The following is a 21862-nucleotide window of genomic DNA, read 5'->3' as shown; positions in this document are numbered from 1 at the left end:
TTTCATACTCTCGCCATTCGCTAAGCGACTTTGCGCCCAACGGACATTGTTATCATTGCCCCAGTCATAGCCTAATATACGATTAACATTATCATGAATAATATTAAATGCCTCATCGCTATACGCTATTCTAGTTCGTTCATTTTGTATTGCATTATTACGAGTAACATTATCCCATTCAATCCTATAACCAGCAACATTTTGAATTTCATCATGGCTAGGATCACGACCTAAAATATCTTGATAACTAGGTTTTATCCCATATTCCGCGCTGATATACATTTGCTTTCGCTTGTTATATATTTTAATATCAGCACTTGCACCATGATCGCTAGTATCACCAGGACTATAGTGACTAATACTACCCGCATAATTTATATCAGCAATCCGAGCTGTTGGTGTTAACGCTGTTGAATTCAACTCTTTCTGCATCAAATTTGTTGTCATATGAGACAAATCTTTTTGATACCAATCATTGCCAGCAGTGAGGTTGCTTATTTCTTTTGGAACTTTAACATCCTCAGAGGTTGCTATATACTGATGTTCTTGTGAAGTTTTATTATCTACAAAAAAAATAGAACCGTTCATTTGGTCTGGTGTATTTTGAGCCGTTGGAAATAATTGAGAATTGGGCATATATTAACTCTTTCATAATACAAAAACTATTGAAAAAATTATCATAATTATATAGAAACAATAAATAAGTTAATTTATTAAAGAAATTTTAGTTATCTTATGTGTTGAAAAAGCAATAAATAAAACTCCCATTTTGTAATATATTAATATAGTTCTTACAAAAGTACAAGCCCCTTATTTATAAATCTTTCATAGCTTCTTCGAGCAAAATGAACGTAGAAAGCACCTGACCCATTGTATAATTCAGGTTCAGGTGCAGTCTTTGTGATATTTGTTTGCTGCCCATATTTCCCAGCACGATCATATTTAATAAATCACGATGGTATTTCCCCATCGCACCCCAGACTTTAAAGAGCTTATCATAAGCCTCGCTCTGTTTTAAGGTAGGGCCATCATAATGACCATGAATACCATCACTAAAAAATTTACTATTGAATACAAATCTCCGCTGCCTCCAAAAGACTTCTCGCAAATTATCGCATAGCATTCAGCAAAATCACGTTGCTCTTGATTAATAGATCCACGAGCCAGCATTTCGTCATATACACATTTACGGCGCAGACGTTTAACTTGTTGGTTGGGATTATCTGGATCAACACCAATCTCTACTACGAATTCTTCTCTACGATATTGCTGAAATAAAGAAGGCTTTTTTACCGTTCCAGATCCAACAACACTTATTTTCGTTTTACGTCTATTTGCCATTTCTCAGACCCTTTCAATTTGAGTGGGACCATGCCAGCCATGTTCAAAGACAAACCATGCATAGACTTGAGTGCCTGAAAATTTCTTTTTTCCTTGGTAATCCCCGCTATACATCGTGACGCGATCTTTCATCACCCATATTCTGGCCAAAGGAGATTTCTTGAAGAACGCTGTGCGTTTTTCTGATTCTAAAAAAGCCAACCGTAATAAAGCACAAACTTTATAATTTGTGACTTTCAATGCTTCTTCGATAATAGGAACAGCATCTTTAAACGGTGGGTTTGTAACAATCGTATCCCATTTTTTATCTTTTGAGCTTTTTAAAAAATCTTGCTGTTTAAAACGTTTCTGTAAACTAATACGTTCAATATTACGGTCAACCAAATCATGACATTCAACATTTAAATACCCCTCGTCCAAGAAAACTGCGGGTATTGTTCCCTTGCCACAACATGGATCAAGAATAGAGTAGCCAAAGAACTTTTCAACTTCAATCAGCTTTTCTACACATTCTGGGGGCTCGACATACCAATCATGCTCGTGACGTTGTTGGCTCATTTTTGACCACCCAATAATGTTAATGCACCTGTAAAGGGTGGGATAATAACCTCCGTAATATAACAAGTTTTACCGTCTTTATCTTGATAGCTTCTGTTCTGTAATTGCCCATGCAGCCCTATCAAGCTACCTTTACGTACATAAGATTTAACCAATTTGATCAATCCAGAATTTAACACAACAACCCTGTGCCAGTCTGTTCGTTCTTGATCTTTCCATTTCTGTTTAGTTGCCAAGGAAAAACTGGCTGTTTCTTTGCCTGATTGAGTTGTTTTAATCTCTGGATCATTGCCTAGATAACCAGCCAGAGTCACCATGTTTATACTGCTTATCATCACGCACCAACCCTCTGAGGAATCAAACCTTTGGCAATCAAGTATTTAAATACTGAAGGTTGATAATTCTCGGTATGTTTGATTAGCCATTTTGGAATATTTTGTTGTTTTTCCAAAATTAATAACGCAAGTTGTTCATCCCTTGAAAGCATTCGAAAAGCAGGATCATCATCATGTTTTCCACCATCAATCACCTACCGTTCTGACGTTACTAACCTATGTGAAACGTTGGAAATCACTTTGGAAATATACCCAATGGGATATTCCTTACCCCATCCTGTTTCAATGGCTTTTAACATTGCCTCACCATCGTGAGCTGCCTCCTCAAACCAAATCGAGATTTGATCTAAGGCTTTGATCGTATCAATTTTGGCCACTTCTTGTAATCGCTTGCATGCCGTTTTCATAAAAGTTGAAAAGGTTCGATTCACTTCCCCTGTTAATTGTTCCTTTTTTCTTTTTTCTTTTTTCTTTTTTAAATTCTATTTCTTTACTCTTTATAGAGGAAATCGCTGCAAACGTTGATTCTCCAAACTCATTATTTAAAAAAATAACAACTATAAAAAATAGTATTTTAAATAAAACACTTTAAATTTTGATAAAATTACTATATCCTATATACCTTGAACTATATTTTCTTCTTTTATCATTAGAATGTCCATATAATGAAACCGTACCAACCAAAAATTTGGAAAATTTTAGCTGCTATTTTACTGATCACTCCTCTATATCTCCAAACCAGCATTGCTAAAACGGTGACATTATTAAATGTATCGTATGATCCAACACGGGCATTTTATCACGCCTATAATCAAGCCTTTGCACAATATTGGAAAGAAAAAACAGGGGATCATGTAGTTGTTTATGAATCTCATGGTCCATCTGGGAAACAAGCACGATCCGTCATCGATGGTATGCAAGGGGACGTCGTTACCCTTGCTTTATCGGGCGACATAGACGCACTCAATAAATATAAACAGCTTATTGATCCTAAATGGCAAAGCAAATTGCCTTATCATAGTAGCCCCTATTACTCGACTATTGTATTCTTGGTACGCAAAGGAAACCCAAAAAATATTCATGATTGGGGCGATTTAATTAAACCTGGGGTGCAAATACTGACCCCCAATCCCAAAACATCTGGTGTTGCACGTTGGAATTTCTTGGCTGCTTGGGCATATGCTTTGGAAAAATATGGTTCTGAAGCAAAAGCATATGATTTTGTCAAACAACTTTATCAACATGCCCCTATTTTAGATACAGGCGCTCGATCATCCAGCCTCAGCTTTATTCAAAGAGGATTAGGTGATGTTTTAATTTCTTGGGAAAACGAAGCTTATATGGCTTTGAACGAATCAAAACCTGGAGAGTTTGAGCTTATTACTCCTTCTGTTTCTATTCTAGCAGAACCACCAGTAGCCGTCGTAGATTCTGTTGTTGATAGAAAAGGCACGCGTGTTGTAGCAGAAGGGTATTTAAATTACCTCTATAGTGACGTGGGACAAACTCTGGCGGCACAATATTATTATCGTCCCAGTAACCCAAAAATAGCAGAAGAATACAAAGATAAATTTCACACCTTAAAATTAATACCTATTGACAAAGTATTTAAAGGATGGAAAGAAATAAATAACAAATTTTTTAAGGATAATAAAATATTTGACAGAATTATGAGTGAAATTAATCGCTAATTTTTTTAATTAAGGAAGTTTAATGTTTTCTTCTAAATATTCAGTCATTCCAGGATTCTGGCTAAGTTTAGGATATACGTTATCTTGGCTTTCCTTAATTGTTTTACTCCCTTTGGCTGCACTCTTTTTATATGCCAGTCATATTCACTTTGACCAGCTTATGACTATTCTCGGCAATAAACAATTACAAAGTGCTTTAAAATTATCTTTATATACCTCTTTTTATGCCTCTTTATTGGCTTCAATTCTTGGTGTATTTTTAGCATGGATGTTGACACGTTATTCTTTTACAGGAAAAAAAATCATTGATTCAATGGTTGATCTTCCCTTGGCTTTACCCACAGCGATTGCAGGTATTGCTTTGACAACTTTATATGCACCCAATGGATTACTTGGCTCTCTTTTACCTTTTAAAGTTGCCTACACCCCCCTTGGCATTATAATTGCAATGGTATTTGTCACTATTCCTTTTACTATCAGAACGCTTGAACCGATTATCAAGGATATTCCTTATTCTGTCGAAGAAGCTGCAAAGACATTAGGGGCAACACCCTTACAAAGCTTTTTATATATTATTTTTCCAATGTTATTCCCTGCATGGTTAACGGGGTTTTCCTTGGCAATGGCACGTAGTTTAGGCGAGTATGGATCTGTTGTTTTTATTGCAGCAAATATCCCTTATAAAACCGAAATTTTACCCATTTTAATTGTCTCTAAGCTTGATCAATTTGATTATACAGGCGCTACGGTTATCAGTTTGTTGATGTTGCTGATTTCTTTTGCTTTATTATTTGCCATCAATATCATTCAACGTTGGATTAAACCACATCGCTTGATTTGGTTCATTACGCATTTATCTATCCCCCGTTTTTCTAAAAAGAAATCATCATGACGCCAGTAATCTATAAACAAAGTAACCTCAAAAGATCAGTACTTTTAATGATGACATGGATTGTATTTGGTGTTATTTTCCTGGCACCTTTATCCGTTATTTTGATTGAGGGGCTTTCAAAAGGGCTTGGGTTTTTTTGGCATACTTTTGCCAACCCAGTTGCGTTATCAGCATTAAAATTAACATTATTTGCCACGCTACTTTCTGTCATTTTAAATGTTATTTTCGGGGTAATGGCTGCATGGTGTATCACAAAATATGATTTTGTTGGCAAGAACTTACTGACGACTTTAATCGACCTGCCATTTTCCATATCCCCCATTATTGTCGGATTAATTTATACCCTACTTTATGGTTCACAAAGCATTTTATACCCTTTTTTAATGGAGTATAATTTACAAGTGATCTATGCTGTTCCAGGCATTGTGCTTGCTACTATTTTTGTAACGTTTCCTTTTGTTGCTCGTTCATTAATTTCTTTGATGCAAGAACAAGGCAATACCGAAGAAGAAGCTGCTCGGTTATTAGGAGCGAATGGATGGCAGATTTTCTGGCATGTCACGTTTCCAAATATCCGTTGGGCTCTATTACATGGCGTGGTGATGTGTACTGCCAGAGCCATGGGAGAATTCGGAGCGGTATCCATTATCTCTGGTCATATTGAAGGGCTAACCAACACCCTGCCTTTACAAATAGAAATTTTATATAACGAATATAATGCAACTGCTGCCTTCAGTATCTCTATTATATTGTTAATAATGGCCATGATTATCTTGTTTATAAGACAATGGTGTGAACGCAGAATTACGAATGCTCATTCAGAGGCAGGACAATAAAATGAATATCCGTATTAAAGAATTAAATAAATATTTTAATCAATTTCATGTCTTACAAAATATCAATCTAGATATTCGTAAAGGTGAATTAATCGCCCTTCTTGGCCCTTCAGGCTGTGGAAAAACAAGCCTCTTACGTATTATCGCAGGATTGGAACAACCAAGCTCTGGTCAAATCTTTTTTAACGACCAAGATATTTCAAAAAAAGATATTCGTGAACGTCGCATTGGGTATATGTTTCAACATTTTGCTCTGTTTCAGCATATGACTGTTTTAGAAAATATTTCGTTTGGATTACGTGTAAAACCAAAAAAAGAAAGGCCTTCTGCATCCAATATTTTAGCAAAAGCTGAACATCTATTAGAAATGGTGCAACTAGGTAATTTAGCCAATCGATATCCAGAGGAATTATCAGGCGGTCAAAAACAACGTGTTGCATTGGCACGTGCCTTGGCGATTGATCCCAGCGTATTACTGTTGGACGAACCTTTCTCGGCTTTAGATACTAAAGTCCGAAGAGAGCTAAGACAATGGTTATCGAATTTACACCATGAAATACAACTGACCAGCGTTTTCGTTACCCATGACCAAGAAGAAGCAATGGAAATTGCGGATCGCGTTGTGATTATGAACAAAGGGGTTATTGAGCAAATTGGATCACCCAAAGAGATATTAGACACACCCAAAAATGATTTCGTTTATCATTTCCTTGGGGAAACAAATCACTTTTCAGTTGGTGAACAAAATTTCACGTTCAGACCTCATGAAATTATCCTCAGCATTCATACCGAAAAAATAGGATATTTTGAGGCTGAAGCAATCGATATTCGCCCTCTTGGTGCAGTAACAAAAATCGTTTTAAAACCCAAAGACAGTGATTATCCTATTGAAGCCCAAGTTCCTAATACTACCCGTGATTTAAATAACTTAAACAAAGGAGATAAAGTTTATTTCAGGCCAATTATGGACTTTGAAATTTAAAATTCTTGATAATAATCTCATATAAAATAAATCACTATTATATTAAGTTATATATATTAAAATCCTATAAAAAATGATATTTTTGTTGATTTATTTTAGAAAAACAATTAAATACATATAAATAAAGTATAATAAATTAACATTTATTCACTACCTACCCTTTTTATAATTTTTTTGTTAAAAGATAGGTTCTAATTATACAAAAGGATTTTTTGTTTTACACCGCTTCGTATTTTCTTTTTTCAGCAAAGCTCACACATAATGACTCCGATAGAACTATACTCTAAAAAACCCAGTGAATTTTATGAACGTAAACTGCTTGAAACTCAAGAAATCCTTAAAAACGCGGTGGCTGAGTATGGCCAAATCGTTCAAGCCACCAGCCTTGGGGTCGAAGATATGGTCATTACGGACTTTATTCACCGTTTAGGCCTACCTATTTCTATTGCAATGTTGGATACGAAAAAATTACATCAGCAAACCTTGGATCTTAAAGATCAAGCAGAAACTCATTATAATCTGGAAATAAAAACTTATTATCCTGATGAAGATCAAGTTGCTGAATATGTCAAAAAAAATGGCGAAAATGGGATTTTCGAATCAGTTGAGCTGCGCAAAGAATGTTGCCATATTCGTAAGCTAGTCCCTTTAAAAGTAATGCTTAAGGGACATGAAGCTTGGATTACAGGCCTACGTAGAGAACAATCTAACTTTAGAGCCAACTTACAAATAATTGAACAAGAAAATCCAAGCGATGCAACACAACCAAAGGTAAAAATTAATCCTTTATTAGATTGGACGATTGGGGATATCTGGCATTATGTCAAAGAAAATAACGTACCTTATAATCCCTTGCATGACCAATTTTATGTTAGCATTGGATGTCAACCTTGCACCCGTGCGATTGCTTTAGGTGAAGATTTCCGTGCTGGACGTTGGTGGTGGGAACAAGATGGCGCAAAAGAATGTGGATTACATGTTCATGAGGCATCTTCTCTATCAAACAGACCTTCAAAATAATAACGATTTGATTTAAGACTTAAGGGAAATTTTATGACTTCTCATTCACCCAATTTATATACTCCTCTTTCTGATTTAGAAGAAGAATCTATCTTTATCATGAGAGAAGTGGCTGGCTCTTTTGAACGCCCTGCACTTCTTTTTTCTGGGGGAAAAGATTCTTGCGTCATGTTACGTTTGGCAGAAAAAGCGTTTGGGCAAGGACAATTCCCCTTCCCTTTATTGATGATTGATACTGGACACAATTTCCCTGAAGTTGTTGAATTTCGTGATCGCAGAGCCAAAGAGCTTAATGCAAAATTAATCGTTCGTAATGTTGAAGATTCCATGAAACGTGGCACTGTTCGATTAAGTCACCCTTTGGAAAGTCGTAATCCACACCAATCTGTGACACTACTAGAAGCAATTGAAGAATTTCGTTTTGATGCCTTATTAGGTGGCGCAAGACGCGATGAAGAAAAGGCCCGTGCCAAAGAACGCATTTTCTCTCATCGTGATTCTTTTGGTCAATGGCAACCCAAAGCACAACGCCCAGAATTATGGAATATATTTAATACCCGCATTTTACCTGACGAAAATTTCCGTGTCTTCCCAATCTCTAATTGGACAGAATTTGATGTGTGGAAATATATTGAACAAGAAAAAATCCCGCTTCCTAACCTATATTACGCTCATCAGCGCCAAGTGATCCCCCGTAAAGGATTATTAGTGCCAGTAACCGATGTTACCCCTGTGCAAGAAGGGGAAACCATTGAAACCAAAACTGTGCGTTTCCGCACTGTTGGGGATATGACTTGTACTTGCCCTATTGAAAGTGATGCTGCCAATGCCAGTGACATTGTCAAGGAAACGGCTGCTGTAACTATCAGTGAGCGAGGAGCCACCCGTATGGATGATCAAACCTCTGAAGCATCTATGGAGAAACGTAAACTTGAAGGTTATTTCTAAGTTTACGCTGTCATCATTTTAACTCTTGAGGAAACGATTTTATGTCATCTTTACAAAACAAACATACGCTTAAATTCTTAACCGCTGGCAGCGTCGATGATGGGAAAAGCACCTTAATTGGGCGTTTATTGCTGGACAGTAAAGCCATTCTTGCGGATCAGCTTTCTGGCATTCAACATAAACTTGCTGATGATGAATCTTATGATCTAGCCAAATTAACCGATGGATTACAGGCTGAACGTGAACAAGGTATTACCATTGATGTTGCCTATCGTTATTTCACCACGCCAGAACGTAAATTTATTATTGCCGATGCGCCTGGCCATGAGCAATATACGCGCAACATGATTACCGCCGCCAGCAGCAGCGATGCTGCGGTGATCTTGGTTGATGTAACCAAAATCAATTGGGAAGACAAAGTGGTTGAGTTATTACCTCAAACACGTCGTCATACCTTATTGGCTAACTTATTAAAAGTGCCTTCTATTTTGTTTGCCATTAATAAATTAGACGCGATCAAGGACCCTGATACAGCATTTATTAATGTCAAACGTGCTTTGGAAAAATTCACCCAACAAGCCAATGTAACCATTACGGATATTATTCCTATTTCTGCATTAAAAGGGTTAAATATTACCACTCGTAATGCCGATAAACATGGCAATATTTTATGTGAAAAAGTCTATCAAGGACCTAGCCTATTAGAAGCCTTAACAGCACTCCCTTCTCACGTTGCGTATAACACACAAGCATTTCATTTCCCTGTTCAGTTCGTGCAAAAATTACAAGAAGCTCATGATGGTTCATCAACCCAACATGGTCGTCGTATTTTCTGGGGTAGAGTTGCTGCGGGCACTGTCACGGTTGGAGATCATTTGACCGTTCAGCCTTCTGGTGCAAAAGCCAAAATCAGCAAGATCTTTGCCAACGCACTACAAGAAGAACTTCATGAAGCTGCTACAGGTCAATCTGTCGGTTTAATCTTAGATCAAGAGATTGATGTTTCCCGTGGGGATTGGTTAATTGCAGCTGAATCATCAACTTCACAAAAAGAAGCCAAAGCAACCTTGGCATGGTTAGATGATGAGCCTTTGGTTGTAGGGCGTGCCTATTGGTTAAAGCACGGACACCGTTGGATTAAAACAAAAGTATCAGCAATTGAACATCATTTAAATATTCATACTTTGGAAACTGAACCTGCCGAAAATCTGGATAAAAACAGCATTGGAGAAGTTTCTTTGGTATTACAACAACCCATTCCTATTTTACCATATAATGAAGCCAAAGACGTTGGGGCTGCTATCCTTGTGGATACAGCAACCAATCGTACAGCGGGGGCTGTTTTATTTAAATAGTTCTTTAAAATTATAGAGGGATCAATGATCAGAGAATTTCAAAGTAATGATTTAGATCAAGTGATGGCTATTTGGCTCAATCAAAATCTATTCGCTCACCCTTTTATTGATCCATCTTTTTTTAAAAACAATACTGACTTAGTCAGAATGATCCTTCCATCATCAGAAGTCTATGTACAAGATATTCACGGAATAAAGGGATTTATTGGATTAACAGATAATTATATTTCTGGTCTTTTTATCAAAACAGAATATCAACGCAAAGGATTAGGCTCTAGCCTCATTGAAAGAGCCAGACAGGTTCGCTCTGAATTATTTTTAAATGTTTATACCGAGAATAAGGCTGCTGTTAAATTTTATCAAAAACACGGATTTGTTCAACTGGAAAACAGAATAAACGAAGAAACGTATCAACCTGAATATTTCATGGGATGTAAAGTCGATCACACGATTAAAATCGGTAAATGTGCATTATAAAAAACTTTACACTTTGTAAGCAAAATATACTAACGTACCAAGTTGATGTTTATATCTGATATATCAATTTAACAATGAAAGCTGATATTTTATGCTTAATAAACAGCCAACATTAAAAGATGTTGCTGCATTGGCTGGGGTGTCTTATCAAACAGTTTCGCGTGTGATCAACGGCTCTGTTTGCGTTTCTATAAAAACAAAAGAAGCAGTTTTCACTGCGATGAAATCATTGAATTATACGCCTAATCGTGTAGCCCAACAATTGGCTGGCAAGAAAAGCAGTACGATTGGTTTAGCAACCACAGATATTTCATTGCACGCGCCTTCTCAAATTGCAGCTTCTGTTAAGGTGCATGCGGAAGAATTAAAATATAGTGTTGTTATTGCAATGGCCAAAAATCAATCTTTGAATATAATAGACCATGTTATCAACGAATTATTAGAACAACGCGTCGATGGGATTATTGTCAACATCCCCAGCAATTCGCAACAAATTATTCAAATTCAGCATTTATGTCGAAATATTCCTGTTTTATTTATGGATGTAGACCCCAAAGAATCCTGCCTTTCTGTAATGACAGATTCAAGAGAGGGAGGACAACAAGGCATTACACATCTGATTGAGTTCGGACATACGTCAATTGCATTAATTACAGGGCCTCAAAGTTCTGTATCTGCTCGGTTACGTTTTGATGGGTGGATTAAAGCCTTACAAAAGCATCGTATATCCCCAATAAGTATTCAAGAAGGCGATTGGAGCTCTGCTTCGGGATATGCCTTGACAAAAGCATTATGCTATTCTCATCAACACCCAACAGCGATTTGTTTTGCTAATGATCAAATGGCATTGGGGGGATTACGTGCCTTACATGAGCTGAGAATTCAAATCCCAGAACAAATATCAGTGATTGGATATGATGATACAGAGGATAGCGCATTTTTTTATCCTCCTTTAACGACTATTGCTCAAGATTTTAAGGAGTTGGGTAAACAAGCTGTCGAGAAATTAGTACATAAAATGAACGCTCCCGAGAGTAATATTTCGTCTCTTGTGTTACCAACAAGTTTAGTTAAAAGAGAGACAAGCACTTCTGCCAATTCATTAAATTCAACAAATGATAAAGAGTTTGCTAAGCAATTATATGTGATTGCAAATTATTTATCAGCAAGATCTTAGGTAAAATAAGAAAATATCCACACCTCACTTTTATATGATTTTACAAGTGGTGGTGTTTATTACTCTACTTATAAATGTGAACGAATAACATTTATATTTAGGAGTTATGAGTGATGCCTCAATCAGATTCTTTTAAAGCGTTAACTTTATCACAAATCCTAGCAAGAAGAGATTGGGAAAGCCCTTCAATAATAGAGTTTAAAAGGCTGCCATCGCATGCTCCTTTGTATCAATGGTCAAATAAACAAGATGCGTGCCAAGATATAAAACCACAATCTATTCAATGTTTAAATGGATCATGGAATTTTAATTATTTTACTGCTCCCGAAGAGGTGCCAGAACAATGGGTGCAGGAGGACCTTGAAGATCACAAAACAATTCCTGTGCCATCAAATTGGCAAATATATGGTTATGATGCGCCTATCTATACGAATGTAACATATCCTATTCTTGTGAATCCTCCTTTTGTACCAAGACATAACCCCACAGGTTGTTACTCGCTCACATTTAATGTAGATGAAGAAAAACTAACTGACAAAAATTGCCACATTATATTTGACGGTGTTAATTCCGCTTTTTATTTGTGGTGTAATGGACAATGGGTTGGATATTCTCAGGATAGTCGCTTACCCGCAGAATTTAATTTAACTAATTATTTACATGCTGGGGTTAACCGAATAGCGGTTATGGTTTTACGCTGGTCTGATGGCACGTATCTAGAAGACCAAGATATGTGGCGTATGAGCGGTATTTTCCGTGATGTTAATTTACACTATAAGCCAAAAGATTATATCTCTGACTTCGCGGTAACGCCTTCTTTGCAGGATCATTACGATTATGGAAAACTTTCCATAGAAGTTACTGTTCATAGCGATCAAGCTCGCTATGAACACTTAAAAATTCAAGCTGAATTATGGTATGGTAAAGACCATATTTGTTCTGAAGTAAAAAGAATTGGCACTGATATTATTGATGAACGTGGTAACTATCATGATAAGGTTGACTTAGAGTTATCTGTAAATACTCCATTTCTATGGAGTGCAGAAGAACCACATTTATATCGTTTAGTGCTAAGTTTACTTGATACTCAAGATAATCTAATAGAATGTGAGGCTTGTAACGTTGGTTTTAGGGAAATAACTATAGAGAATGGCTTATTAAAATTAAATGGCCAACCCTTATTAATCCGTGGCACTAATCGCCATGAACACCATCCCGAACATGGTCAAGTCATGGATAAAGCAACGATGCTGCAAGATATTCTTTTAATGAAACAGCATAATTTTAATGCAGTACGATGCTCTCATTATCCAAACAATTTATTATGGTATAAATTATGTGATCAATATGGATTATATGTTGTTGATGAAGCCAATATAGAAACACACGGGATGACCCCGATGAACAGGTTAAGTAATGATCCTGTTTGGCTAAATGCCATGATGGCAAGAATTACACGTTTAGTCCCTCATCATCGTAATCACCCATCTATTATCATTTGGTCGCTGGGCAATGAATCTGGTTATGGGCATAACCATGATGCGATGTATCAATGGGTAAAGAAAACAGATCCATCAAGACCTGTTCAATATGAAGGGGGTGGGGCTAATAGTCCTGCCACTGATATTGTATGTCCAATGTATGCTCGGGTTGATCAAGATCAAAACTTTCCAGCGGTGCCTAAATTTGCTATTAAAAATTGGATCAGCATGCCTGATGAAAATAGACCATTAATTTTATGTGAGTATGCGCATGCAATGGGAAATAGCCTTGGAAGCTTCGATGAGTATTGGCAAGCGTTTCATCAATATCCCAGACTGCAAGGTGGATTTATATGGGATTGGGTTGATCAAGGTATTACGAAAGAAGAAAATGGCGTTACTTTCTATGCTTATGGTGGAGATTTTGGAGATAAACCCAATGATCGTCAATTCTGTTTGGATGGATTAGTCTTTCCAGATCGCACCCCTCATCCGACCCTATATGAAGCCCAACATGCACAACAATTTTTCAAATTTGAACTCGTAAGTAAAAATCCATTAACATTAAAAATTACCAGTGATTACTTATTTAGACATACAGATAATGAGTTATTAAAATGGTCTTTTGAATGGAATGGAAGAAAAGTTGCTCAAGGCCAATGTCTATTAAATATTACAGCCCAAAAAGACCAACTTATCGAAATTACTGAAATTCCAGAATATATAGGTGTTGGAGAGTTATGGTTTAACGTTGAAATCGTGCAACCTCAACCTACTATTTGGTCTGATGCAAATCACAAAACAGCATGGGATCAATGGTTAATTGCACAAACATTAGACTATCAATCTTTTGATAAAACAAGTTGTCTAGCTGCAATTACTGAGAAAGAAAACCTGCTTTCTATAAAAATTGATCAGTCTGTATGGCAATTTGACACTCAAACAGGACTACTGGTTCAGTGGAATAAAAATAATGCCCCAGCACTCCTTTCTCCTTTACAAGACAACTTTACCAGAGCACCGATAGATAATGATATTGGGGTAAGTGAAGTTGATCGTATTGATCCTAATGCTTGGATAGAGCGATGGAGCCATAGCGGATATTATCATTTAGAATCAACTTTAATTGATTATAAAATTGATGTTTTGAATGATGGCGTTTTCGTAAGAACAAAACATTATTATCAAGGAAATGGCCAGTGTTTGTTTATTAGTGAAAAAGAGTTTTTGCTTAGTCATGATAATCAAATGAAAGTGCAAGTGCATGTTGAAATTGCCAAAGGTCATCCTCAACCTGCTCGTATAGGATTAACGTGCTGTTTGAATGCAGATCCTAAAAATGTGACTTGGTTTGGTAAGGGCCCTTTTGAAAATTACCCTGATAGAAAAACGGCTGCTCAAGTAAGCCTATGGCAAGCTTGTATCGAAGAATTATATACTCCTTATATTTTCCCATCTGAAAACGGATTGCGTTGTGATACGCGAACTCTGGAAATTGAAGATCATCGATTATCTGGATTATTCCATTTTAGTATCAGTCAATATAGTCAAAAACAATTGATGGATACGTCACATCGTCACTTGTTGAAAAAAGAAAAGGGAATATGGCTGATCCTAGATGCACAACATATGGGCGTTGGTGGTGATGATTCATGGAGCCCAAGTGTACACTCTGAATATTTACTTTCAGATAATCATTACCATTATCAAATCTGCTGGTCTCGCTCATAAAAGGCAAAGGGGAAATCCATCATGTATTATCTTAAAAATCAAAATTTTTGGATTTTTGGATCTTTCTTTTTTCTATATTTCTTTATTATAGGTGCATATTTCCCTTTTTTCCCAATTTGGCTTGGTGAAATTCATCATGTCTCCAAATCTAATATGGGAATTATGTTTGCCAGCATTTCTTTTTTTGCATTGGTTTTCCAACCAATTTTTGGACTGTTATCAGATAAATTTGGAACAAAAAAGCATCTCTTATGGGTTATTGTTGGGATGTTGGTTTTGTTTGGCCCATTTTTTATATTCGTTCTTGGACCTTTGCTAAAAGTCAATATTTATATTGCTTCTGTGGTTGGTGGGTTTTACTTGGGCTTTATTTATAATGGTGGTGCACCTACGATTGAAGCATATATAGAAAAAGTCAGTCGTCATAATCATTTTGAATTTGGCAGAGCCAGAATGTTTGGATGTGTTGGTTGGGCAATATGCGCCTCTGTTGTTGGTTATATGATGACCATTAATAATGAGTTTGTTTTTTGGATGGGATCTGTTTTTGCAATCTGCTTAGCAATCTTGTTATATTTGTCCAACCCAGAAAATAAAAATACTCAAGAGGAGAAAATTACACCTGAAGTTCAAGAAAAACCTTTTGATATTGGTTTGGTATTACAATTATTTAAAAATCCTAGACTTTGGTTCCTAAGTTTATTTGTTATCGGTGTTTCTTGTACCTATGATGTCTTTGATCAACAATTCGCCAATTTTTTTGTATCCTTTTTTACATCAGAAGCTCAGGGAACAAGAGCTTTTGGATATGTTACCACGCTAGGAGAATTATTAAATGCGCTAGTGATGTTTTTTACTCCTTTAATTATTAATCGTATCGGGCCTAAAAATGGACTATTAATTGCGGGTTTCATTATGTCTATGCGGATTTTAGGATCAGCTTTTGCTACTTCTGTTATTGAAGTTATTATTTTGAAAACACTCCATATGTTTGAAGTTCCATTTTTAATTGTCGGGTGTTTTAAATATATTACTACTGTTTTTGAAATTAGATTATCAGCAACTATTTATCTTGTATGCTTTTGTTTTTTTAAACAAATTGCAATTATGTTAATGTCATATTTAACTGGAAACCTATATGAAACAATAGGATTTCAAGATACCTATATTATTTTGGGTATTATCGCCTTTAGTTTTTCAGTTATCTCTATTTTCACCTTAACAGGTGGTGATGTTGATGTGAACAAGGTTATTAATAAACAAGCTCCTACCATAGAGCCCACTTCATAAAAACCAATTTATATCTACATAAATTCAAATTATTTAAATGATAAAGTGACCGCTGATTATGATAATAAAAAGTTACTATGTAAACTCAACAACTCTATAGAAGAAATGGTGTTGTATTATATTTTAAAGTAACTTTTTGTCTCATTTTGCAACGATATTATCATGTGCAATTTCTGACTATAATAGATTAATTTCATTGTAATTTAAAGCAATATATTTAAAAAAAACCTTAAATATTGTTTGTAATATACAGTTAATTTAAGCAATATAGATCCTAGTCAAGTACATCATTTATCTTGACATAGTGAGACTGTAATTTTTCTGTCTTCATCAAAATTTATAGGCCCGCTGTTTCTAGATTATTAATATTCAGCACATCCAAATAAAATCTAATTTTTATGGATACTGAGAGGCTAATATAAATAAAAAAATTCAAACTTAATGAATTAATAAATAATCATTTGTGTGATGAGGTATCACCTTGCCACAAATCTGGAGTTCAAAGAAATATGAATAAAAACCAACATGATATGAGTGGGGTTGTGGATTTAATGCGTCCACAAACAACAGGTTCTGAACGTAAAAGCCATCCCATTTATGTAGATTTACTGCCACCTTGTAATGAAGCGTGTCCAGCAGGTGAAAATATTCAATCCTGGTTAGCACATGCACAAGCTGGAGATTATTACGAGGCATGGCTTGAGTTAACAAAAAACAACCCTTTCCCAGCTATTCATGGACGCGTTTGTTATCATCCTTGTGAAACGGCTTGTAACAGAGTAGAGCTGAACAGTTCAGTCAGTATCCATGCTGTTGAGCGCTTTTTAGGGGACAAAGCCCTAGAGGAAAATTGGCAATTCCAAAAAAATATACCAAATTCAGGAAAGCGCGTTATGGTTATTGGTGCTGGACCAAGTGGCCTTTCCGCTGCGTACCACCTTGCAATGCTTGGACATACTGTCGAGATTTTTGAAGCTGGCCCTGTATCTGGAGGAATGCTTCATTTTGGTATTCCTGCGTATCGTCTGCCACGTGATATCCTACAAAAAGAAGTTGATCGGTTGATTACTCTTGGTATCAAAATTAATCTTAATCATAAAATAACTGATGTATTAAATGATCAAAAAGCTGGAAATTTTGATGCGGTTTATTTAGCAATCGGTGCTCAAGCAGGCAGTAATATTAATATTCCCGCTCGTGATTCAGCAAAAATACTAGATGCTGTTGATGTATTAAAAAAAGCTGGTGTCGGTGAGAAGCCATTATTAGGACGTAAAGTAGTCATCTATGGTGGTGGTAATACGGCAATGGATTCTGCAAGAACAGCAAAAAGGCTGGGTGCTGATGACGCCATCATCGTTTATCGTCGTGATCAAAACCACATGCCGGCACACCAATTCGAAGTTGAAGAAGCATTAGAAGAGGGTGTGAAAATTAAATGGTTATCTACCATTAAAAACATGGATGGTACCAATATTACCATTGAAAAAGTAGTGTTAAATGATGAAGGCAAACCTGTGCCAACAGGCGAATTTGAAACTTTATCTGCTGATTCTTTAATACTTGCTGTTGGGCAAACGACAGAGACTGATTTTTTACGCAGTGTAGACGGCGTTGAGTTTAAAAAAGATGGTACGGTAATTGTAGATACACATATGCAAACAGGACATGCGGGTATTTTCGCAGGTGGTGATATGGTGCCAGCCGACAGAACGGTTACCACCGCAGTCGGACACGGTAAAAAAGCAGCACACTATGTTAATGCGTGGTTAAGAGATACATTGTACCAGCCTGCTGCCAAGCATAGAGTTATTCACTATCAAGGAATGAATCTGCCAATTTATTCAGACGCAACCAAATCAGAACAAGAAGAACTGTCTTTATCTAATCGAGATAATTTTAATGAGGTTATTGAAGGATTAACCGAACGACAAGCTCAATATGAAGCAAAACGATGTCTCTCCTGTGGGAATTGTTACGAATGTGACAATTGCTATGCTGCTTGTCCTGAAGGCGCCATTAAGAAATTAGGGGTAGGTCTTGGGTATAGTGTTGATTTAGACAAATGTACGGGTTGTGCTGCTTGTTATGAGCAATGTCCATGTCATGCCATTGATATGCAAAGTGAGATTTAGTGATGAGTAAAAGAATTATAATCGATGGTAATACAGCCGCCGCGGACGTTGCCTATCGCCTAAACGAAGTCTGTGCGATTTTCCCTATTACCCCCTCCTCTACAATGGCAGAACTTGCTGATGAATGGGCAGCACAGGCTAAAAAGAATATTTGGGGTAACATTCCTCATATTCAAGAAATGCAAAGTGAGGGTGGTGCTGCTGGAGCTGTGCATGGTGCTCTTCAGTCTGGTTCATTAACAACAACATTTACCGCCTCTCAAGGGTTAATGTTAATGCTACCTAATATGTATAAAATTGCAGGTGAGCTTACATCAACGGTTTTTCATGTCGCTGCTCGTGCGTTAGCTACTTCTGCTTTATCTATATTTGGTGATCACTCTGACGTCATGGCTGCCAGAACAACAGGATTTGCCTTGTTTAGTTCTGGAAATGTTCAAGAAGCCCATGACGCCGCATTACTTTCACAAGTAGCGACATTAAAATCACGCGTGCCTTTCTTACATTTCTTTGATGGTTTCAGAACCTCTCATGAATTAAATACACTCGAAATCTTAGACGATTCAGTGCTTAGAACGATGATCGATGATGAATTAGTTTATGCGCATCGTGCACGCGCTTTAAACCCAGAAAATCCATTCATTCGTGGTACTGCCCATAACCCAGATACTTTTTTTCAAGCACGTGAAGCTGTTAACCCTTATTATGAGAAAGTGCCTGATATTTTACGAGATGCAATGAATGAATTCGCAAGATTAACAGGGCGTCAGTATAAACTGTTTGATTATTATGGTGCAGAAGATCCTGAAAAAATCTTAATTTTAATGGGTGCTGGTGCGAAAACAGCTGTTCAAGCTGCTAAATTATTAGCTGCAAAAGGTGAAAAAGTTGGCGTTATCCAAGTTCGTCTTTTCCGTCCTTTTTCTATTCAATATTTGCTGGACGTTCTACCTAAAACAGTCAAAAAAATTGCAGTTTTAGAGCAACATAAAGAAGTTGGTTCCATTGGCGAGCCTTTATATCAAGATATTATTGTGGCAATGGCTCAAGCAATTGCAAGTAAAAAAATATCTGAAATGCCTCTTATCATTGGGGGGCGTTATGGTTTGTCTAACAAAGACTTTACTCCCGCAATGGCAATAGCTGTCTATGCAGAGCTAGATAAAGAACATCCTCGTAACAGCTTTACGATAGGCATTAATGATGATGTCAGCCATACCAGTTTAACTTTTGATAAAACATTAAATCCAGAATCAGATAAAGTCACCAGAGCCGTATTCTTTGGTTTAGGTGCTGATGGAACCGTGGGGGCTAATAAAAATAGTGTAAAAATTATTGGTGATGATGCTGGCCTTTATGCTCAAGGCTTCTTTGTTTATGACTCTCATAAATCAGGTGCGCAAACAATATCTCATTTACGTTTTGGGCCAGAACCTATTGATGCGCCTTATTTAATTGAGCATGCCAATTTTGTAGCATGTCATAAATTTGAATTTTTAGAGCGACAAGATATTTTAAAACTGGCTTCTCATAATTCTGTTTTTTTATTGAATGCACCTTATGATGCCAGTGAAATATGGGATAAATTATCCAAAGACGTTCAAGAACAGATTATCGAAAAAGACATCCAATTCTATGTCATTAATGCTAGTTCGGTAGCCAAAGAACTAGGCCTTGGCTTTAGGGTAAATACAATTTTACAAACTTGTTTCTTTTCTATTTCTGGCGTTTTAGATAAAGACCAAGCCATTAAAAGCATCAAAGCACATATTCAAAAAAGTTATGGCCGTAAAGGTGAACATGTTGTTCAACAAAACTATGCTGCTGTTGATGGTGCTTTAAAATATTTACAACAAGTTGATGTACCTAAAACAGTAACCAGCAAGCTTGAAAAAATAGCACTCGTTCCTGCAAATTCTTCAGACTTTATTAAACAAGTCACAGCAAAAATGTTTGCTGCTGAAGGGGATTCTATTCCAGTAAGTGCAGTTCCGGCAGATGGTACTTTTCCAAGTGGCACTTGTGCCCTAGAAAAACGTAATGTATCGGATATCATTCCTGAATGGCGTTCTGATCTTTGTATTCAATGTGGCCAATGCAGCTTTGTCTGTCCTCACTCAGTCATTCGCTCTCGTTACTATAACGAAAAAGAAGCCGCTAATGCTCCTGAAGGGTTTCAATCTGTTCCTGTAAATGCCAGAGGGTATCCTGAAAGCAGATTTACTTTACAGGTTTATATTGAAGATTGCACAGGCTGTGGGCTTTGTGTTGAGGCTTGTCCTGCATATAGTCTTATTGAGTCTGAAACAAAAGCGCTTAATATGATTGATAAAGCAGATATTTTTAAGCAAGAAAAAGCGAATATTGATTTTTTTGAGAAACTCCCTGTAAATAACAGAGCAGATGTCGATTTTTCCAATGTTCGTGGCGTGCAATTTCTACAACCACTCTTTGAGTTCCCAGGTGCCTGTGCTGGATGTGGCGAAACACCTTATTTAAAATTATTAAGTCAATTATTTGGCGACCGCATGCAAGTTGCGAATGCTACGGGTTGTTCCTCAATTTATGGCGGTAATTTACCTGTAACACCGTGGGCAAAAAATCATGAAGGGCGTGGACCTGCTTGGTCTAACTCATTATTTGAAGATAATGCTGAATTTGGATTAGGGTATCGTCTAGCTGCAAATAACCAATTAGAGCTTGCTGTTAAACAATTAAATGAACTGGCAGATATAGTAGATACTTCTTTAATTGATGACATTATTCACGCACCTCAGGATCAAGAATCTGAAATTCGTAGACAAAGAGAAAGAATTGCCGAGCTGAAAGTAAAACTATTACCCTTAAAAGATAAGGATGCACGTGTACAAAACATGTTGTCTTTGGTAGATCATCTTGTACGTCGCAGCATCTGGATTGTTGGTGGTGATGGTTGGGCTTATGACATTGGTTATGGTGGTTTAGATCATGTATTAGCCAGTGGTAAGAATGTAAATATACTCGTGTTAGATACCGAAGTTTATTCTAATACTGGAGGGCAAGCTTCTAAGGCAACACCAATGGCAGCTATTGCTAAATTTGCTACTGGAGGCAAACACACGCCTCGTAAAGATTTAGCACTACAAGCGATTGCTTATGGTAATGTGTATGTGGCCCAAGTCGCCATGGGTGCAAATCCACAGCAAACCTTGCAAGCCTTTAGAGAAGCAGAAACTTATGATGGTCCTTCTATTATCTTAGCATATAGCCATTGTATTGCTCATGGTATTGATATGACAAAAGGAATGAACCAACAACATCTAGCAACTGAAACGGGATATTGGCCTCTCTTTAGATTTGACCCAAGAATGAGAACTTATGGGCAAAATCCTTTCCGTTTAGATTCTAATAAACCCAATTTACCCTTATCAACCTACGCATATAATGAAATCCGATATAAAGCATTGTTAAAAAGCAATCCTAAAGAAGCAGAGTATCTAATGAAAATGGCGCAGAACTGGGTAAACGAACGCTACAGAACTTATGAAGATTTGGCTGCAAGAGATGGTAGTCGCTTTCAGCCGGATCCGTTTGAATCAGGTATAGCAGCAAGAGAAAGTGTGGGAGTATAAAA

The 21862-nt window shown here is 36.8% G+C and carries 19 protein-coding genes; 13 read left to right on the top strand and 6 right to left on the bottom strand.

Translation table 11 applies throughout. The annotated features are described in order from the left end of the window. From COMX_RS08890 to COMX_RS08865, 6 genes are all read right to left on the bottom strand, one after another. A partial coding sequence (locus COMX_RS08890) for a hypothetical protein (protein ID WP_034340090.1) occupies positions 1–636 on the bottom strand: 636 nt, incomplete at its 3' end. 378 nt (positions 637–1014) lie between these two features. Continuing rightward, on the bottom strand, positions 1015–1341 hold the full coding sequence (locus COMX_RS11305; protein WP_034340088.1) for a hypothetical protein: 327 nt from the start codon (positions 1339–1341) through the stop codon (positions 1015–1017). Positions 1342–1344: 3 nt separating this feature from the next. Beyond that, complete coding sequence (locus tag COMX_RS08880; protein ID WP_051462049.1) at positions 1345–1899, bottom strand: methyltransferase; 555 nt, start codon at positions 1897–1899, stop codon at positions 1345–1347. Continuing rightward, positions 1896–2216 (bottom strand): single-stranded DNA-binding protein, encoded by a 321-nt coding sequence (locus COMX_RS08875; RefSeq protein ID WP_051462048.1) that lies wholly within the window; start codon positions 2214–2216, stop codon positions 1896–1898. The genes COMX_RS08880 and COMX_RS08875 overlap by 4 nt, the downstream gene beginning before the upstream one ends. 17 nt (positions 2217–2233) lie before the next feature. Beyond that, positions 2234–2428, bottom strand: a complete 195-nt coding sequence (locus COMX_RS08870) for a hypothetical protein (protein WP_034340085.1) — start codon at positions 2426–2428, stop codon at positions 2234–2236. Next, a complete protein-coding gene (locus COMX_RS08865; protein ID WP_152534199.1) occupies positions 2429–2665 on the bottom strand; it encodes a hypothetical protein in 237 nt (78 codons plus the stop codon). A gap of 234 nt (positions 2666–2899) precedes the next feature. Between COMX_RS08865 and COMX_RS08860 the strand changes: the two genes are divergently transcribed. From COMX_RS08860 to nifJ, 13 genes are all read left to right on the top strand, one after another. Then, entirely contained in the window at positions 2900–3925 is a 1026-nt protein-coding gene (locus tag COMX_RS08860) for a sulfate ABC transporter substrate-binding protein (RefSeq protein ID WP_034340080.1), read from the top strand. 22 nt (positions 3926–3947) lie between these two features. After that, complete coding sequence (gene cysT, locus COMX_RS08855) at positions 3948–4817, top strand: sulfate ABC transporter permease subunit CysT (protein ID WP_034340077.1); 870 nt, start codon at positions 3948–3950, stop codon at positions 4815–4817. Further along, positions 4814–5653, top strand: a complete 840-nt coding sequence (gene cysW / locus COMX_RS08850) for a sulfate ABC transporter permease subunit CysW (RefSeq protein ID WP_034340074.1) — start codon at positions 4814–4816, stop codon at positions 5651–5653. Before cysT ends, cysW begins: the two co-directional genes overlap by 4 nt. 1 nt (position 5654) lies before the next feature. After that, entirely contained in the window at positions 5655–6635 is a 981-nt protein-coding gene (locus tag COMX_RS08845; RefSeq protein WP_034340071.1) for a sulfate/molybdate ABC transporter ATP-binding protein, read from the top strand. A gap of 261 nt (positions 6636–6896) precedes the next feature. After that, positions 6897–7655: a phosphoadenylyl-sulfate reductase gene (locus COMX_RS08840; protein ID WP_034340068.1), complete on the top strand. Its 759-nt coding sequence runs from the start codon at positions 6897–6899 to the stop codon at positions 7653–7655. Positions 7656–7688: 33 nt separating this feature from the next. Then, a complete protein-coding gene (gene cysD / locus COMX_RS08835; RefSeq protein WP_034340065.1) occupies positions 7689–8603 on the top strand; it encodes a sulfate adenylyltransferase subunit CysD in 915 nt (304 codons plus the stop codon). Positions 8604–8644: 41 nt separating this feature from the next. Beyond that, positions 8645–9958, top strand: a complete 1314-nt coding sequence (locus COMX_RS08830) for a sulfate adenylyltransferase subunit 1 (protein ID WP_034340062.1) — start codon at positions 8645–8647, stop codon at positions 9956–9958. A gap of 24 nt (positions 9959–9982) precedes the next feature. Beyond that, the gene (locus COMX_RS08825) at positions 9983–10435 is read left to right on the top strand and encodes a GNAT family N-acetyltransferase (protein WP_034340059.1); all 453 of its coding nucleotides are present in this window, start codon (positions 9983–9985) and stop codon (positions 10433–10435) included. 91 nt (positions 10436–10526) lie between these two features. Beyond that, positions 10527–11612 (top strand): LacI family DNA-binding transcriptional regulator, encoded by a 1086-nt coding sequence (locus COMX_RS08820; protein WP_034340057.1) that lies wholly within the window; start codon positions 10527–10529, stop codon positions 11610–11612. A 113-nt stretch (positions 11613–11725) separates the two neighbouring features. Next, positions 11726–14824, top strand: coding sequence for a beta-galactosidase (locus COMX_RS08815; protein ID WP_034340055.1), 3099 nt, complete (start codon positions 11726–11728; stop codon positions 14822–14824). 21 nt (positions 14825–14845) lie between these two features. Continuing rightward, a complete protein-coding gene (locus COMX_RS11035; protein ID WP_034340053.1) occupies positions 14846–16114 on the top strand; it encodes an MFS transporter in 1269 nt (422 codons plus the stop codon). Between the two features lie 461 nt (positions 16115–16575). Further along, positions 16576–18249 carry an NAD(P)-binding protein gene (locus COMX_RS08805; RefSeq protein WP_371827977.1) on the top strand — a complete coding sequence of 558 codons (1674 nt, stop codon included), beginning with the start codon at positions 16576–16578 and terminating at the stop codon, positions 18247–18249. 2 nt (positions 18250–18251) lie between these two features. After that, positions 18252–21860 (top strand): pyruvate:ferredoxin (flavodoxin) oxidoreductase, encoded by a 3609-nt coding sequence (gene nifJ / locus COMX_RS08800; RefSeq protein WP_034340052.1) that lies wholly within the window; start codon positions 18252–18254, stop codon positions 21858–21860. Positions 21861–21862 lie beyond the last annotated feature (2 nt).

It is taken from the genome of Commensalibacter papalotli (ex Servin-Garciduenas et al. 2014), assembly GCF_000527695.1.
GTDB classification, from domain to species: Bacteria; Pseudomonadota; Alphaproteobacteria; order Acetobacterales; family Acetobacteraceae; genus Commensalibacter; species Commensalibacter papalotli.
The sequence above is the reverse complement of the archived record's forward strand: the minus strand, read 5'-3'. Positions and strand labels throughout refer to the sequence as shown.